At 66.7% G+C, this 16,825-nt stretch carries 12 protein-coding genes; 7 read left to right on the forward strand and 5 right to left on the reverse strand.

Annotated elements, in window-relative coordinates:
• Nucleotides 1-7 precede the first annotated feature (7 nt).
• Nucleotides 8-934 carry a CPBP family intramembrane glutamic endopeptidase gene (locus B2747_RS10280; protein WP_291160060.1) on the reverse strand — a complete coding sequence of 309 codons (927 nt, stop codon included), beginning with the start codon at nt 932-934 and terminating at the stop codon, nt 8-10.
• Nucleotides 935-939: 5 nt separating this feature from the next.
• Nucleotides 940-2,151, reverse strand: coding sequence for an acetyl-CoA C-acetyltransferase (locus B2747_RS10285; protein ID WP_291160063.1), 1,212 nt, complete (start codon nt 2,149-2,151; stop codon nt 940-942).
• 200 nt (nt 2,152-2,351) lie between these two features.
• On the opposite strand from B2747_RS10285, the gene B2747_RS10290 reads away from it, so the two are divergent.
• Entirely contained in the window at nt 2,352-3,866 is a 1,515-nt protein-coding gene (locus B2747_RS10290) for a carboxypeptidase regulatory-like domain-containing protein (RefSeq protein WP_291160065.1), read from the forward strand.
• Between the two features lie 535 nt (nt 3,867-4,401).
• Here B2747_RS10290 and B2747_RS10295 read toward each other — a convergent pair.
• The gene (locus tag B2747_RS10295; RefSeq protein WP_291160069.1) at nt 4,402-5,646 is read right to left on the reverse strand and encodes a sensor domain-containing diguanylate cyclase; all 1,245 of its coding nucleotides are present in this window, start codon (nt 5,644-5,646) and stop codon (nt 4,402-4,404) included.
• Entirely contained in the window at nt 5,643-7,667 is a 2,025-nt protein-coding gene (gene thrS / locus B2747_RS10300; protein WP_291160072.1) for a threonine--tRNA ligase, read from the reverse strand. Before thrS ends, B2747_RS10295 begins: the two co-directional genes overlap by 4 nt.
• 129 nt (nt 7,668-7,796) lie before the next feature.
• Between thrS and B2747_RS10305 the strand changes: the two genes are divergently transcribed.
• The 5 genes from B2747_RS10305 to purN all read left to right on the forward strand — a co-directional run bounded on the left by B2747_RS10305 (nt 7,797) and on the right by purN (nt 13,959).
• On the forward strand, nt 7,797-8,429 hold the full coding sequence (locus B2747_RS10305; protein ID WP_291160074.1) for a BON domain-containing protein: 633 nt from the start codon (nt 7,797-7,799) through the stop codon (nt 8,427-8,429).
• A gap of 64 nt (nt 8,430-8,493) precedes the next feature.
• Entirely contained in the window at nt 8,494-11,238 is a 2,745-nt protein-coding gene (locus tag B2747_RS10310; RefSeq protein WP_291160077.1) for a valine--tRNA ligase, read from the forward strand.
• Nucleotides 11,235-12,647 carry an Ig-like domain-containing protein gene (locus B2747_RS10315; RefSeq protein WP_291160080.1) on the forward strand — a complete coding sequence of 471 codons (1,413 nt, stop codon included), beginning with the start codon at nt 11,235-11,237 and terminating at the stop codon, nt 12,645-12,647. Before B2747_RS10310 ends, B2747_RS10315 begins: the two co-directional genes overlap by 4 nt.
• Before the next feature lie 2 nt (nt 12,648-12,649).
• Nucleotides 12,650-13,237, forward strand: a complete 588-nt coding sequence (locus tag B2747_RS10320; RefSeq protein ID WP_291160082.1) for a D-glycero-alpha-D-manno-heptose-1,7-bisphosphate 7-phosphatase — start codon at nt 12,650-12,652, stop codon at nt 13,235-13,237.
• Nucleotides 13,234-13,959, forward strand: coding sequence for a phosphoribosylglycinamide formyltransferase (purN, locus tag B2747_RS10325; RefSeq protein WP_291160085.1), 726 nt, complete (start codon nt 13,234-13,236; stop codon nt 13,957-13,959). Before B2747_RS10320 ends, purN begins: the two co-directional genes overlap by 4 nt.
• A 9-nt stretch (nt 13,960-13,968) precedes the next feature.
• On the opposite strand, the gene B2747_RS10330 is transcribed toward purN, so the two are convergent.
• On the reverse strand, nt 13,969-15,108 hold the full coding sequence (locus B2747_RS10330; RefSeq protein WP_291160087.1) for a hypothetical protein: 1,140 nt from the start codon (nt 15,106-15,108) through the stop codon (nt 13,969-13,971).
• Between the two features lie 168 nt (nt 15,109-15,276).
• On the opposite strand from B2747_RS10330, the gene purH reads away from it, so the two are divergent.
• The gene (gene purH / locus B2747_RS10335) at nt 15,277-16,806 is read left to right on the forward strand and encodes a bifunctional phosphoribosylaminoimidazolecarboxamide formyltransferase/IMP cyclohydrolase (RefSeq protein ID WP_291160089.1); all 1,530 of its coding nucleotides are present in this window, start codon (nt 15,277-15,279) and stop codon (nt 16,804-16,806) included.
• Nucleotides 16,807-16,825 lie beyond the last annotated feature (19 nt).

Genomic DNA, 16,825 nt, shown 5'->3' on the forward strand with positions numbered 1-16,825 from the left:
ACTCCTCTTACGCGTGCGATGTTTGCAAGTCGTGAGACGTACGGCGCGGGCGGGATGCCCACAGCACGGCGCCTCCAAGCACGAAGGCCGCAGCCAGTCCCCCTTCGGGGCCCCAACTGCCACCGGTCAACCAGTCGGGACCGTGCACCGTGGCACGGTATCCCGGTGTCGCAAACGGCAGCCCACTCACCGGCAGGTGCAGCACGGCCGCCATGATCCAGTTCCACGCGAGATGCGCCGTGAAGGCCGCCGGCACGCCGGCACGCTCGCGCACGAGCGCGAGTCCCCACCCCGCCAGCATCACCAACGCCGTGGTGCGCACGCCGGCTCCCGGATTGGTGAGATGCACGAGGCCAAACAGCACACTCGTCACCAGCCGGGCCGCCACATTGGCTCCGTTTTGAGCCACCGTGGCACTCGCCGTGTCACCCGCGGACTCCTGAAACGCCTCACGGAACGCCGAGTAGAGCGTGCCGCGAAACGCCAACTCTTCCCACAACGCCGCCGGTCCGAGCACCACCAGCAATCGCAGCGCCGTGCCCCACCACGTGTCCTGCATGAACACCGGCGGGGCGACGCGCTCGAAGCGCAGCCAGCCTCCCAACCACAACAGCAGCGCCGTGCCGCCGATCAGCGCGGTACCAAGCAGCGCACCGACCGTCAGACGACGCCAGTGCCAACTGCCCTCGGCAAAACCCAGTTGCGTCCACGACTGCGGCTCGGCCTGTCGGAACACCACCAGCGTGCCCGCCAGCGCGCCAATCAGCATGCTGACCGGGTACATCGGCACCGGTTCACCAACCAGTGCCGACACACCTCCCCAGAGCGGGCCCGCGAAGGACTCGAAGAGCAGTTGCGCCACGAGCCACACCACGACAAACCCGCCAAGTCGCCACAGCAGCCGGCCCGCGCGGGCCCAGCCTGGCACGCTCACGTCACTCAGCCGACGCGTTCCACAGAAAGGGCCACCGCGTCACCACCACCGAGGCAGAGCGTCGCCAAACCGGTACGGGCCTGGCGATCGATGAGCGCGTGCAACAGCGTGACCAGCACGCGCGTGCCGCTGGCGCCAATCGGGTGACCCAGCGCAATGGCGCCGCCGTGCACGTTCACACGAGTGGCGTCCCAGCCCAGTCCTTCGCCGTCGGCCAGGGCCTGGCTCGCGAAGGCTTCGTTGGCCTCGATCAGGTCGTAGTCGCCGATGCTGGTGCCGGCCTTGGCCATGAGATTCTTGACCGCCGTGATGGGCGCAAAGAACAGGTCGCGCGGATGGCCCGCACCCGTGGCGTAGCCGGTGATGCGCGCCAGAATGTTCAGACCGTGCTCACGCGCGTAGGCTTCACTGGTCACGACCACCGCCGCGGCGCCGTCGTTGAGCGACGAGGCATTGCCGGCCGTCACTGACAGGTTGCTGTTGTCGCCGCCCTTGCTCGGGAAGGCCGGACGCAGCTTGCCAAGCGAATCGGTCGTGGTGTCGGCGCGCGGTCCTTCGTCCGCGCTGATGACCGTCGGCCCCTTCTTGCCCGGAATCTCCACGGGCACGATTTCCGCCGTGAACTTGCCGGCCTGCTGCGCGGCCACGGCCTTCGTGTGTGACGCCGCCGCAAACGCGTCCTGTGCGTCGCGCGAAACTCCGGCCTTCTCTGCCGTGTATTCAGCGTGCGAGCCCATGTGCACATCGCAGGTGCTGCACCAGAGCCCGTCCTTGATCATGCCATCGACCATGGTCTGGTCACCCAGCTTCACGCCACCACGCATGCCGTACACGTAGTGCGGCGCGTTGCTCATGCTTTCCTGCCCACCAGCCACGATGACCTGCGCATCACCGGCCTTGATGGCCTGCGCGGCCAGCATCACGGCCTTGAGACCGGAGCCGCACACCTTGTTGATGGTCAACGCCGACGCCGTGTTGCTGACGCCCGCCTTGAGCATGGCCTGCCGGGCCGGGGCCTGACCCGTGCCACCCTGCAGCACGTGGCCCATGATCACTTCCTGTACCGCGTCCGGGGACACGCCGCTGCGGGACAGGGCGGCCTTGATGGCGATGGCGCCGAGATCGGACGCCGACAGGGAGGCCAGGCCTCCGAGATACCGCCCGATCGGGGTGCGCGCGGCACCGACGATGACGGGCTGGCGGGAAAGGTCGGTCATGATCGAAAGAGCGACTGCGGGAAAGCGGCGACCCGCGGGACCGCCGCGCGGCACGATCGGGAGTGACATCGCGCACCGTCCCCAAAGGGGGCAGCCCCTCAAAATAACCAGAGTGAGGGGTTGAGGAGCAGGCCGACTTTCCACGATGTTCCGATATGCGACCGAACCAAGCCCTTCCCCGGTCCCTGCCCCGGCGCGTCATGACGCACCCGGGCATTCTGACCACCCTGCTGGCCTTCGGCCTCTCCGGCCTCTGCCTGCTACCGGCCCGTTCCCACGCACAGGGTGGTCCGCCCCGGCAGCCTCCGACCGGCAAGCCGCCGGTGGGCAAGGCGCCGGTAGCGCCAGCCGCTGCGGGACCAACCCTCGCCATCCCCTACGCCCGCATTCAGGGCGAGGTGTACGACAGCGTGGCCATGGCCCCACTGGCCCAGGCCACGGTGCAGTTTGTCGACGCGCAGAACCCCAGCAGTGTGCGCAGCGTGCGCACCGATTCCCTGGGCAGCTTCGTGCTCGACTCGGTGCGCCTCGGCAGCTACCTCGTGGGCATGATTCACCCGCAGCTTGATCGCCTCGGCCTCGACACGCGCGTGGTGCAGGTCAATGTGCCGCAAGCGGGGGACCAGACCCTGCCGCTGGCCGTGCCGGGACCGGCCACCATTCTCGCCACCGTCTGCCGCAACGCGGGGGCCGACATGGCCGAGGGCGCCTGGGTGGGTCTGGTGCGCACCGCCAATGGGGCGCCGCTGGGCGGTCCCGCGCGCGTGCGCGCGCAGTTCCGCGAAACCGTGATTTCGGGCAGCGGCCTGCAGCGCCGCTTCCCCACCCGCTTTGCCGACGCGAGCAGCACCGGGGCGTTTGCGGTCTGCGGCCTGCCCGCCGATGCACAGATCACTTCACGCGCCTACGCCGGCTCGGACTCGAGCGGCGTCGTGGAGTACAAGGTGCCAGCGCACGGCCTGCTCGTGCGCGACATCATCATCGCCAACCCGAAGCGGGTCGCCACGACGGGCGCCGCGGGTCGCACGCTCTCGCAACTCAAGGGCACAGGCCGCGTGCGCGGCACCGTGCGCGACTCCCTGGGCCGCCCACTGCTCGGCGCGCGCGTCACCCTGCCGGGTGCAGTCGGCCAGGCCGAGTCGAATGCCAATGGACAGTTCGCGCTCGACTCACTCCCCGGTGGCAGTTGGATGATCGAGGCCCGCGCCGTGGGCTTCGAGCCCCTGCGTGTACCGGTGGACATTCTCGACGACGCTGAAGCCAACGCCGTCATCAACATGGCGTCACTGACGCCCACCGTGGACACGGTGCGTGTGCAGGCGGATCGCTGGGCGCAGCAGATGGCGGGCTTCGAGGAACGCAAGAAGATCGGCGGCGGCTACTACATGGACGATGCCTTCCTGCAGCGTCGCAACGCGCAGTACACCGCGGACATCTTCCGCGCGACGCCCGGCGTGCAGGTGCAGCCCGGCAACCTGGGATCTGACCGCGTCATGATGCGTGGCAACGCCGGCACCGGCACCTGCGTGCCGGCGGTGTTCCTCAACGGGGTGCTCACACCCGCACCCGGTGGCATCCTCGACAACCTCGTCAATCCGACGGACATCCGCGCCGTCGAGGTCTATCCGCGCACGGGCAGCGTGCCCATTCAGTTCCAGGATCGCAACGGCTGCGGCTCCATCGTCATCTGGACCGGCGCGCGTCGACCGCGCTGAGCACGGGACTGCCTATCGCGGATTGCACGGATTGAAGCGGGAGCGGCAGGATGTGCGGCACTGGCATCCTGCCGTTTTTTTTTGGCTGATTTGGATTGCCGCGACACCGGCACTCGGTGCATCGGCGAGATCGTCAACCGCTCACGCAGAGAGACGGAGGGCGCAGAGTTCGCAGAGGAAAAGCAGCACGTTCCCATTGATGTTTATCCGTGCAGTTTCCGCTACATCCGCGTGATCCGCGACAAGGCAGTTGAGCCCAAACTGCAGTGCTCTGCGAACTCTGCGGCCTCATTCTCTCTGCGTGAGCTGTTGTACCAATTGGCGGCCGAAGCCGAGCCGGCCCTCAAATGCCGTACCGGCGGCCGATCCAGTCAACAACTTTGTCGCGGATCACGCGGATGGGGCGGAAACCACACGGATCAGATACGAGCCCAAAACGGATCACTTCCTCTACGGTCACTGCAGTCCTCCTGCAGTTTCCGTTTGAATCCGTGCCATCCGTGATGGTCAGTTGACCCAAACCACGACCCAGAACTCAGTCGTCGTACCCGACCACCAGATTCATGCCTGCCTGACGCGCCCGCTCGACCGCCGTGCCGGCCGTCGTCATGAGCCCGTCCACACCGGTGATGCCCTCCGACACCTCAGCCACACCAATCGAGAGCGTGCAGCGCGCGCCCTGGTAGTCGCCGGCAAACACATGCCGCTGCATGCGCTCGCGGATACGCTCGGCCAGCACCAGACCGCCCGAGAGCTCCGTGCTGGGCAGCAATACCGCGAATGCCTCGCCGCCCACGCGACCCACCACGTCTGTCGTTCGCGACTCCTGACGGCACACCCAGGCAATCGCACGCAGCCACTCGCTGGCAAACCCTTCGCCGTGCTGCGCCACCGTGTCCGCAAAATTGTCCGGATCCACCAGCAACATCGTGAGTGGTTGTCCGTAGCGCCGAGCACGGGCCACTTCCGACTGCGCCACGTCGAAGAACGCCCGGCGCGCCGCCACACCCGTGAGATAGTCCGTGGTGCTTGACGCATCGTCACGCGTCTGCTCTTCGAGCTTGCGACGCTCCGACTGATCGTGCGTGACCACGGAGAAGCCCAGCGCCTCGCCCGACGCGCCACGCAGGGCCGTGATGACCGTGTTCGACCAGAACAGCGTACCGTCCTGCCGCTGGCGGTGCCCCTCTTCCTCACACCAGCCGTTGCGCGCCGCAAGGGCGAGCGTGTCCTGGAGGTAGCTGTCCCCATGGTCCGCCGGCAGCAGCACCGTCATGGGTTGCCCCACCACCACCGAGGCCGGCCACTGATGCACACGCTCGGCCGCTTCGCTCCAGCTGTCGATGCGCCCCTCACGATCGATCGTGTAGATCGCATACTCGCGCACCGCGCCTTCCACCGCATGCAGCCGCTGCTCGAGCCGGCTCACCAGCCCACGCGCACTGGCCAACTCCGCCGCATCAGTGGCGACCGCCACGATGCGACCCGTGGCCACCTTCACCAATGACAGAAACACCCCGTGCTGCGAGCCGGGCGCCAGCAACTCCACGCTGTCGACAATCACGCCACGCGGACTGTCGAATCCGCGCACGCGCGCCGAGAGGTCGGGGGCAATGGTATTGAGTGCACCCACCAGATCTTCAAGGGACCCGGTGGGCGTGAACGGCGACAACAGACGCCGCGCGGCCAGGTTGGCCACCTCCACCCGCCCATCCTCGTTGAGCTCCACGAGGCCGACGGGCGAAAGCAGAAACAGGTCGAGCAGCGCCTCGGGGGTCACGCCGTCGCCTCCGACTTGGCGTCGGAGGAAGCGGCATCAGCCGGGGCAGCGGCTCCGCCGGACGCCGGTACCAGCGCCCGGGTGGACACCTCGTGCAGCAGTCGCTCCAGAAAGGCGTCCTGCGTCATGATGTCCTGCTTCTTGCCGGCGCCGCGTGTGCGCAGCGCCACCGTCTGTTCTTCCGCTTCGCGCCGACCGATCACGCACATGTAAGGCACCTTCTCCACCTCACCCTCGCGCACGCGGTAGTTCAGCGTTTCGTTGCGCGCATCGAGCGTGGCGCGGATGCCGTGCTTCTTGAGGCGATCCACCAACGCCTGCGCATGCTCGTTGTAGTCGATCGCGATGGGAATGACACGCACCTGCTCGGGCGCGAGCCACACCGGGAACGCGCCACCGAAGTGTTCGATGAGAATCGCGATGAACCGCTCGAACGACCCACTCACCGCACGATGGATGACCACCGGCCGGTGCGGTGCGTTGTCCTCGCCCGTGTACGTGAGGTCGAAGCGTTCGGGCGCGTTGTAGTCGAGCTGAATGGTGCCCAACTGCCAGGCGCGGCCAATGGAGTCGGTCACGTCGAAGTCGATCTTGGGCCCGTAGAACGCGCCGTCGCCTTCCTTCATCTCGTACGCTCGGCCCGTGCTCTCGAGCGCCGCGCGCAACGCCGCCTCGGCGCGATCCCAGAGCTCGTCGCTGCCGATGCGCTGTTCGGGACGCGTGGCAAACTTGAGCGTGGCCGTGAGCCCAAACGTGTCGTAGTAGCCGAGAATGAACTCCAGGAGGAAGCGCACTTCCTCGGCAATCTGGTCCTCACGCAGGAACACGTGACAGTCGTCCTGCGAGAACTGCCGCACGCGCGTGAGACCCGACAGCGCGCCAGACAGCTCGTTGCGGTGCAGCACATCGAACGTCACGTAACGCACCGGCAGTTCGCGATACGAGTGCTTGTGCGAACCAAACAGCACGTAGTGCGACGGGCAGTTCATGGGCTTGAGCGACATGTCATGCTCGCCCGTCTCGTTGTCGAGCACGAGGAACATGTTCTCCTTGTACTTGCCCCAATGCCCCGACTGTTCCCACAGCATCTTGTTGTACAGGAGCGGCGTCTTGACCTCCTGGAAATCCTCCGCCTGCCGCTCACGCACGAAGCCTTCGAGCGTGTTGTACAGCGTGGTGCCCTTGGGCGTCCAGAAGGCCGCGCCCGGCGCCTGCGGAAAGAGCTGGAAGAGCCCCAGCGACTTGCCCAGCACGCGGTGATCGCGCTTCTTGGCCTCCTCGAGATTGTGCAGGTGCGTCTCGAGCTCGTCCTTCTTGAAGAAGGCCGTGGCGTAGATGCGCTGCAGCATCTGCCGCTTCACGTCGCCGCGCCAGTACGCGCCCGCCGTGTGCAGCAGCTTGAAATGCTTGAGGTGTGACGTATCCGGCACGTGCGGCCCACGACACAGATCGATGAACGGGCCGTCGGTGTACGTGCTGATGACCTCGTCCGTGCCGTCGAAATCGGCGAGGCGCTCCAGCTTGAGCGGGTCGTCGGCAAAGCGCTGCTTCGCCTCCTCCAGCGTCACCTCCTCACGCACAAACGGATACTTCTCGGCCACCACCTTGCGCATCTCGGCCTCGAAGGCCGCGAGGTCCTCGGGCGTGAAGGGCTTCTCGACTTCGAAGTCGTAGTAGAAACCATCGTCGATGGCCGGACCGAACCCGATCTTGGCGTCCGGGCGCAGCCGCCGCACGGCCGTGGCCAGGATGTGCGCGCCACTGTGGCGCAGCACGGCCAGGGCCCGCGGGTCCTTGTCGGTGATGACCACGAATGTCCCCGACTTGCGCAGCGGGGTCATGAGGTCCTGCACCTCGCCGTCCACGGCCACCGCGAGCGCCGCCTGCAGCAGACGGGCCCCGATGCTGCCCACCACATCCCGCGCCAGGGTGCCGGCCGCGACCTCGCGCGTGGCCCCATCCGGGAGTGTGAGGGTGATCGGTGCGTCAGCAGCAGCATTGGAGGACGGTCCGGCGATCATCGGCAAAGGCGCAGGAGTCAGAACGACCGGCCGGTGGCACCAGAGCCACTACGCCGGGTAGAGCCTCTGAAGTTATCCTTCAGACCCTAGGGGCGCCACGCAGGGCGCTCCCGCGACCCTACGTGCGACATGCGAATTACTCGAACCTCCCGGGCATTGCGGATTCGTCGGAAGAAAGAGGGGGCCGGCACGCTGGCCCTCGTGGCGCTGGGTGCGGTGGCCGGCCTGGCCATCGGCATGGCTCTCGCCGACCGGTTTGGCGGTGTCGACGGATTGGCCCGTCGCGCAGGCCTCCGCTCGCGCAAGCGGCACAAGGACAGCGGCTGGCGCGGCGACGCTCGTCGATCGGCGCACTTCGACGACCTCGCCGACGACGACTCCGAGTTGGCCCCCGAGGCCATGTCGCACCTGCACTTTGCGCACCAGGAGTCGCGTGGAACCCCGGCTCGCGGCATGAAGGCAGTCGACGCGCACCCGCCCGTGGCAGGCGGCGCCCGTCGCCCGGTCCGCTCCGCCCCACCGGTTGAAGTCCTGCCCACGGGAGAGGAGCTCGAACAGCGTGTGCTCGAGGCCTTCCAGAACGATCCCATTCTCTCCGAGTGTGCCATCGACATCACCGCCGAGGCCGATGGAAGCGTGGAGCTGAGTGGCTGGGTGGCGTTGCCTTCCGAGGTGGACTACGCCGTCACGATCACGCGCGGCGTGCCCGGCGTAAAGCAAATTGTCAACTCGCTCGTCCTGCGTCCCTCGCCGGCGGCCTGAGCGCCGCCGGAAGGCCTCGTAGCGGCACACGCCGCGCGCTGGCCGGGGTGGTTATCTTGCGCGGATGACTGCGCCAGATACGTCGCTGCCGACCACCTATGATGCCGCGGCCACCGAGGCCGCCTGGTACCCTCGCTGGACCGAACACGGAGTGTTCACTGCCGATGCGGCACGCGCCGCGACGCGGGAACCCTTCGTCATCGTCATCCCGCCACCCAATGTCACGGCCGTGTTGCACATGGGGCATGGCCTCAACAACACGGTGCAGGATGTGCTCATTCGCTGGCGGCGCATGGCTGGCGACGAGGCACTCTGGGTGCCGGGCACCGACCACGCCGGCATCGCCACGCAGAACGTGGTGGAGAAGCAGTTGGCGGCCGAAGGCAAGACGCGTTTCGATCTGGGGCGCGAGGCCTTCGTGGGTCGTGTCGCCGAGTTCGTCGACAAGACGGGCGGCGAAATCCTCAATCAGCTCAAGTCCATCGGTGCCAGCGCCGACTGGAGCCGCACGGCCTACACCTTCTCGCCAGAGCTTTCGCGCGCCGTGCGCGAAACCTTCGTGCGTCTGCACGAAGACGGCCTGGTGTACAAGGGGCATCGCGTCATCCATTGGTGCCCGCGCTGCGGCACCTCGCTGAGTGACGAGGAAGCGGAGTTCAACGACAGCAACGGCAAGCTGTATCATCTGCGCTACCCGCTGGCCGACGATCCGTCGCAGAGCATTACCGTGGCCACCACGCGCCCGGAAACCATGCTTGGCGACGTGGCCGTCGCCGTCAATCCCGACGACGAACGCTACCAGGCGCTCATCGGCAAGTCGGTGGTGCTGCCGCTCAACGGCGTGGCCATCCCCATCATCGCCGACAGCTACACCGACCCGGCCTTTGGCTCGGGCGCGGTGAAGATCACGCCGGCGCACGACGCCAACGACTTCGAAGTCGGCAAGCGTCATGCGCTGCCCATGCCGGTCATCATTGACGCCGAAGGCATGGTGCGTGAGGTGGAAGCCGCCGCGGGTCGGGTGCCGGCCGCATTCCAGGGTCTCGAGCGCTTCGCGGCGCGCAAGGCCGTGGTGGCCGCGCTCGACGAGGCCGGTGCGCTGGTCAAGGTCGAGAACCACGCCCACAGCGTGCGCCGCTGTTACCGCTGCGACACGGTGGTGGAGCCGCGTCTGTCCGACCAGTGGTTTGTGCGCATGCAGCCGCTGGCCGACAAGGCACTCGCAGCGTTGCGCAGTGGTGAGCTGCGCATTCTGCCCGAGCGCTGGGAGGCCGTGTACGTCAACTGGCTCGAGGGCATTCGCGACTGGAACATCTCGCGCCAGATCTGGTGGGGCCATCGTGTGCCCGTGTGGTACTGCGCGAACAGTTGCGGTCAGGCGCCCATGGTCTCGCGCAGCGACGTGAGCGCCTGTGCAGGCTGCGGCGGCGCCGTGCGTCAGGACGAGGACGTGCTCGACACCTGGTTCTCGAGCTGGCTCTGGCCCTTCAGCACGCTCGGCTGGCCTGACGACACGCCCGATCTGCGCGCGTTCTACCCGGGTGATGTGCTGGTCACCGCGCCGGAGATCCTGTTCTTCTGGGTGGCGCGCATGGTCATGAGTGGCTGCTGGTTCCTGGACAAGCCGCCCTTCCACACGGTCTATCTGCACGGCACGGTGCGCGACATGCAGCACCGCAAGATGTCCAAGTCGCTGGGCAACGGCATCGACCCGCTCGATGTCGTGAAGCTCTACGGCGCCGATGCGCTGCGCTGGACCATGATCGCGGGCCTCGGACTCGGTGTCGACGTCATGCTCGACCCCACCGATCTCGACAAGTCGTTCGCGCCGGGGCGCAACTTCTGCACGAAGCTCTGGAACATCGGCCGCTTCCTGCTCTCGCGCGTGGGCACCGATCCGGTGGCTCCGGTAGCCGCGCTCGATCGCACACAACTGGCGCCCGCCGATCGCTGGATTCTCGAGCGGCTCGATATGGCCATCGCCGACTGCAACGCGGCCCTGGGCCCGGCGCGTCCTGCCGACCTGCTGGAGTGGACCGACGGAGAACGTGGGCGCGGCCTCCGGCTCTCCGAGTACGCCGAAGCGGCGCGCCGCTTTGTGTGGAACGAGCTGGCCGACTGGTATCTCGAGTCGGTCAAGCCGCGCCTTGCGGCGGAAGGCGCCGACCGCGAGGTGGCGCGCGCCGTGCTGGCGCACGCCTTCGACGGCGCGCTGCGTTTGCTGCATCCCATCGTGCCCTTCATCACCGAAGAACTCTGGCAGAAGCTGCCGCAGTCGCCCGACGGTACCTTCCTTGCACAGGCCCCTTGGCCCACGGCGAGTGGCGAACCGGCCGGTATCGGCGCCGAGTTCGAGTATGTACGTGAAGCCGTGGCGGCGATCCGTCAGGTCCGTGCGGAGTACAATGTGAATCCGGGGGCGTGGGTGGATGCCACGCTCGTGGCCGCAGGTGACACGCTGGACGCAGTGGCGGCACAGGTCGACACCATCGGAGCGCTGGCCCGTGCCAAGGTGTCAGCGGCCGGTGCAGCGCCTGCTGGAGCCGCCGCCCAGGTGGTGTTGCCGAGTGGCGTGGAGCTGGTCATCCCGTTGGCCGGGATGATCGACCTGGGCAAGGAGAAGCAGCGCTTGGAAACCGAAATCGCACAGCTCGACAAACAGCTCACGGCCCTCGATGGTCGTCTGGCCAACGAAGGCTTCGTGGCCAAGGCGCCCGAGGCCGTGGTGGCCGCGGAGCGCGCCAAGGCCGCCGACTGGCGCGCACGACTCGAGCAGTTGCGCAGCAAGCATCAGGCGCTCGGCGCGTGACCTCGCGTACAACGGATTCGATGTTGCGCCGCCGCGCGGCGGCGCTGCTGAGCGCCGTGTCATTGGCCGTTGCCGCGGCGTGCGCCAATCAGGGCATGCCGCCGGGCGGTCCGCCGGATAACGCGCCGCCGCGCATTCTGGCCATCACGCCGGAGAACGCCAGCGTGATCGGCAAGCCGCGCGATGTCGAAATCCGTTTCGACGAAGTCATCAGCGAAACGCCCAAGGGCGCGCAGGACCTGCGCGAGCTGGTCTTCATCAGCCCCAAGAGCGGCCAGGCCCGCGTGAGCTGGTCGCGCTCACGCATCAGCATTCGTCCGGAGAAGGGATGGAAACCCAACACGGTGTACTCCATCCAGATCCGTGCCGGCATCCAGGACCTGCGCGCCAACGGCATCGACTCCATCATCCGTCTCGTGTTTTCCACCGGCGGACCCATTCCGGCCACGCGCATTACGGGCGTGGCCTTCGACTGGGCGGCCGGTCGCGGGATGCCGGGCAGCGTGGTGGAGGCCATTGCCGAAGACAGCACCACGTATCAGGCCGTGGCCGACTCGGTTGGTCGCTACGAGCTTCGGCATCTGCCGCCGGGGCCGTACCTGCTGCGCGCCTTTGCCGATCGCAACAGCAACCGCGAACTCGAGCCGCTGGAGATCTGGGACTCGGTGCGTGTCACCTTCACCGAAAGCGCGGAAGCGGAGTTCTATGCCTTCCAGCACGATACGGTGGGGCTGCGCATCACGGGCGTGGAAGTGAGTGACAGCAATCGGGTGCTCAAGGTCACCTTCGACAAGCCCTACCGCCCCGAGCAGCAGTTCCTCATCGACAGTGTACTCGTCAAGCGACCGGATTCCTCGCTGGTCATGGTGCGGCTCGTGCAGACCGCCGGCCAGTGGGCCGCGGCCGACAGTGCGCGAAATAAGGCGGTGGCCGATTCCACGCGGGCCGCGAACGCCGCCAACGCCCCCAAGATCGATTCCACACCAGCCATGCGCGCCCGCGCGGACAGCGCCATGCGTGCGCGCCGCGCCGACAGCATTGAAGCGGCGGTGGCTGCAGCCCGGCGCGCGCGTCAAGCTGCCGAGCGCGAGGCCCGAGCGCGTGGTGTGCGCTATGTGCCGCCCGACACCACGCCGCCGCCCAAAATGAATCGCCCCAAAGTGTTCACCGAGATGTTCATTCGGCTGGACACTGCCCTCGCGCCGCAAACGCAGTATCGCGTGGAGGTGCGCGGGGTGCGCAGTCTGGGTGAAGTGGTGCGCCGTCCCTCGCGGGTGTTCACAACCGCGCGGCGTGACACCACAACCCGTCGCGACACCACAGCACGACCGGATACCACGACGCGGCGCGACACCACCGCACGACCGGCGCCCGTGCGACCGGTGCCACCGGACACCTCGCGCAAGTGACCGTGGCCCTGTTCCTCGACCGCGACGGTACCGTCATCGCCGACGCGCATTACCTCGCCGATCCGTCTGGCGTTCGGCTCATTGCCGGCGCGGCCGATGCCGTGCGATGGGCCAACGCCCAACAGGTGCCGGTGTTTCTCATCACCAATCAGTCGGGCATTGCACGCGGGCTCATCACGCCGGCGCAGTACGAGGCCACGCGCGAGCGCACCGAAGCGCTGCTGGCCGAGGCCGGCGCGGCAATCGTGCAGACCTATCACTGTCCGCACTTGCCCGACCCAGCCCGTCCTTGTCCCTGTCGCAAGCCTGGCCTTGGCATGTATCAGCAGGCGGCGGCCGAGCATGGGCTCGATCTCGCGCGTGCAGCCTACATTGGCGACCGGTGGCGCGACGTGCAGCCGGCCATTGCCACCGGCGGTGTGGGTGTGCTGGTACCGGGCGTCGAAACGCCGGTGGATGACGTCGAACAGGCACGCTCGGCCCTCTCGAGTCGCCTGCATGTAGCCGACTCCTTGGGCGATGCCGTGCGCTGGGCCCTGGCCGCGCTTGGTATGACACAGCCCATCCACTCCAACTCCGAACCGTCATGACGCCGCGCGCTCGTCTTGGTGTGCTGGCCTCTGGTGGTGGCTCCAATCTGCAGGCCCTGCTCGATCATTTTGCGGGCAGCGCGCAGTCGGTTGGGGACATCGTGTGGGTGGGTGCCGACAAGCCCGACGCCGGCGCGCTCATGCGTGCGCGCTCACACGGCGTGGCCACCGAAGTGCTGACTGCGCCATCTGACGGTGACGCGCTCGTACGCACTCTGCAGAATTTGCGCGTGGACACGCTGGTGCTGGCTGGCTATCTCAAGCTGCTGCCCGCCGAGGTGGTGCGCGCGTTTCGTGGTCGCGTGATCAACGTGCACCCAGCGCTGCTGCCGGCCTTTGGCGGCCCGGGCATGTATGGTCAGCGCATTCACCGCGCCGTGCTCGCACATGGCGCAACGGTGACGGGCGTGACAGTGCACTTCGTGGACGAAGTGTACGACCGCGGCCCCATCATCGCACAGTGGCCGGTGCCCGTGCTGCCGGGCGATACACCGGCCTTGCTCGCGGCGCGCGTGCTGCGCGTGGAGCACCAGTTGCTGCCGCTCTGTGCTTCGGCCGTGGCCTCCGGCGCCGTGCTGCTCGGTGATGACAACCGCGTGCACGGCGAGTTGCCGGTACCGGTGAGCCCGGCGGCGCCCGAGTGGCAGTTTGCTCTCACACCTGATGACACCACGCTCCCGGCGCTGCTGCCGGGACATGTGGCCCGACTGTTTCCCCGCTGAGCGGGCAGCTCAAAATCGAACGGTGGTACAGTTCTCTGTATCTGCTGACCTCGATTGCGAAGTCACCGCGGGGAGATTCATGATGACGAGGTGAGGCTCAGCATCGTCCGCCTCGGGCGACATCGCAAAGAATCGCCGCGCATCGGCAAGTAGCACCATGGCTCCGGGCGGAAGTTGTGCGACTCGCAAGGTCTGCCCTTCCGGTGTGAAATTGGCGTAGCGACGCTTTCCGCCTGGTACCGAAAGCCAGAAGTTGCCCTCGGAGTCAGCGATTGGTTCAGGAACGATCGAGTCGTGCACAGCCAGCTGAGCCTCAAGGAAACGCTTGGCTGACCGAAACGAGTCAGGGGACATCGCTTCCTGCCCGAGTTCCGACGAGATCAACTGTTCTCTTTGCAGAGGAAATGCGGGCCAGAATCGAGGATATGCCTTGATCGGCGAACCACCGTACGAGAACACTCGCACGCTGTCTGCTGTCACGACAGTGAAAGTCTCACGGCACGCCAGCACAAGCTGAGGTGAGACCTTGGGCACCGTAACCATGCGTGGAGCGGGACTTCCATCTACCAGCAGACGCTGACCCGCCGGCAGACGTACAAGTCGGAGCGGAGCGGCCTTGATGTCGCCAACGAGCACGTCTACCGAATCGGCAACGACACTACCAACGGACACCCTACCGAATCGTGAAGTTCTGACTCCAAGGTATCGGCCGTCGTCGAGCCGCTTCACAACCTGAAGACCGCCCATGCCCCGCCACGCCACTGGTGATTCGGTGAAGAGCACGCGTCCGCTGCTGTCAAACACGGAGACCCGCTGCAAAGCATCATCCCATAGTCCGTAGCCGGCATCGACTGCGAATATTCGTCCGACGGCCTCTACGTCGCCGGGACCACGGCCTCGACGCATAGCTATATCCCGTTCGAGAGAATCGGCAATCACGAAGACGCGGTTGTCCGCCGTTGACACAGCCAAGGCCCGACCATCGCTTCCCAAAGAGAAGAGGTCAGGCAAACTTGTGACGCCGACATATGCGGCCTCCAGCGTCGGCGTGTCTGTGTCTTGTGCGGCATTGGCAGGTCGCGCCCGCGTCGTATCCGAGCAGCCGACAAGCAGGCCAAAGGACACGAGCATGAGGATGTTGAAGTTCATAGCCACGCAGTTGAAGCGAGGAGAAGACGGGCCAAGGAATCGAAGTTCCCAGTTTGGGCGCCGCAATGCTATGCCCTGAGACTCTCCTGTCAAGATTGAAAGCATCGGCTTGGCGACCCGTTTATTTTTCGGCTTGCTCGTCGCCCTGCTCACACCAAGATCCCGTCCATGCGCGCCCTGCTTTCCGTTTCCGACAAATCCGGCCTCGTGCCGTTTGCCCAGGGCCTCGCGGCCAAGGGTGTTGAACTGGTGTCCACCGGCGGCACGGCCCGCACGCTGCGCGATGCCGGCCTCGCGGTGAAGGACATCAGCGAGATCACCGGCTTTCCCGAAATGCTCGATGGGCGCGTGAAGACGCTGCATCCGGTGGTGCACGGCGGCCTCCTGGCGCGCCGCGATCTGCCCGAGCACATGGAGGCCATCAAGGCGCACAACATCGGCACCATCGATCTCGTGGTCGTGAACCTCTATCCGTTCCGCGAGACGGCGGCCAAGGCCGGCGTGCATCCCGAAGAGGTCATCGAAAACATCGACATCGGCGGCCCGTCCATGCTGCGCTCGGCGGCCAAGAATTTCGAGTCGGTGTGGGTCATCGTCGACCCGGCTGATTACGAGCGTGTGCTCGCGCATGTCACCGCCGGCACCGACGATGCCAGCCTGCGCCGGCTACTGGCCGAAAAGGTGTACGCACACACGAGCGGCTACGATGCCGCCATCGCGCAGTGGTTCGCGCAGCAGCGCGGCGAGCCTTTCCCCGATCGCTACCCGCTGGCCTTCGAGAAGCAGCAGACGCTGCGCTACGGCGAAAATCCGCAGCAGCGCGCCGCCTTCTACGTGGAGAAGCCCGGTACGGGACTGGGCGCGCTGGTCCAGAAGGGTGGCAAGGAACTCTCGTTCAACAACCTGCTCGACTTGGAAGGCGCCCTGCTGGCCATCGAGCCCTTTGGCAGCCAGCCGGCCTGCGCCATCATCAAGCACACCACGCCCTGCGGCCTGGCCACGGGCAGCGACGCACTCGACGCCTACAAGAAGGCACTGGCCTGTGATCCGGTGAGTGCCTTCGGCAGCGTCATCGCGTTCTCGGTGCCGGTGGACGTGGCGGCGGCGGAAGCCATCAGCAGTCTCTTCGTGGAGTGCATTGTCGCGCCGCAGTTCGCGGAAGAGGCGGTGGAGATTCTTGGCCGCAAGAAGAACCTGCGGGTGCTCGAGGGTCGGGCCAACTGGCCGGCCGGCACCATGGATCTCAAGCGTGTGCGTGGCGGCCTCCTGGTGCAGGATCGTGCGCCGTCGCCCACCGATCCGCAGCAGTGGAACGTGGTGACCACGCGTCCGCCCACGGCAGAAGAACAGCGCGATCTGCTGTTTGCGTGGAAGGCCGTGGCCAGCGTGAAGAGCAACGCCATTGTGCTCGCGCGCGGTGGCGCCACCATCGGCATTGGCGCGGGGCAGATGAGCCGCGTGGACGCGAGCTTCGTGGCGGTGCACAAGGCCACGACGCTGGGCCACGACACCAAGGGGTCAGCGCTCGGCAGCGATGCGTTCTTCCCCTTCCGCGACGGCATCGATCAGGCCGCAGCGGCGGGCGTGACGGCCATCGTGCAGCCCGGTGGTTCGGTGCGTGACGCCGAGGTGATCGAAGCGGCCAATGCGCACGGCATTGCCATGGTCTTCACCGGCGAGCGCCTGTTCCGGCATTGAGTGATGTCACCGATCCCAG

This window comes from Gemmatimonas sp. UBA7669 (genome assembly GCF_002483225.1).
In the GTDB taxonomy this organism is placed as follows: Bacteria; Gemmatimonadota; Gemmatimonadetes; order Gemmatimonadales; family Gemmatimonadaceae; genus Gemmatimonas.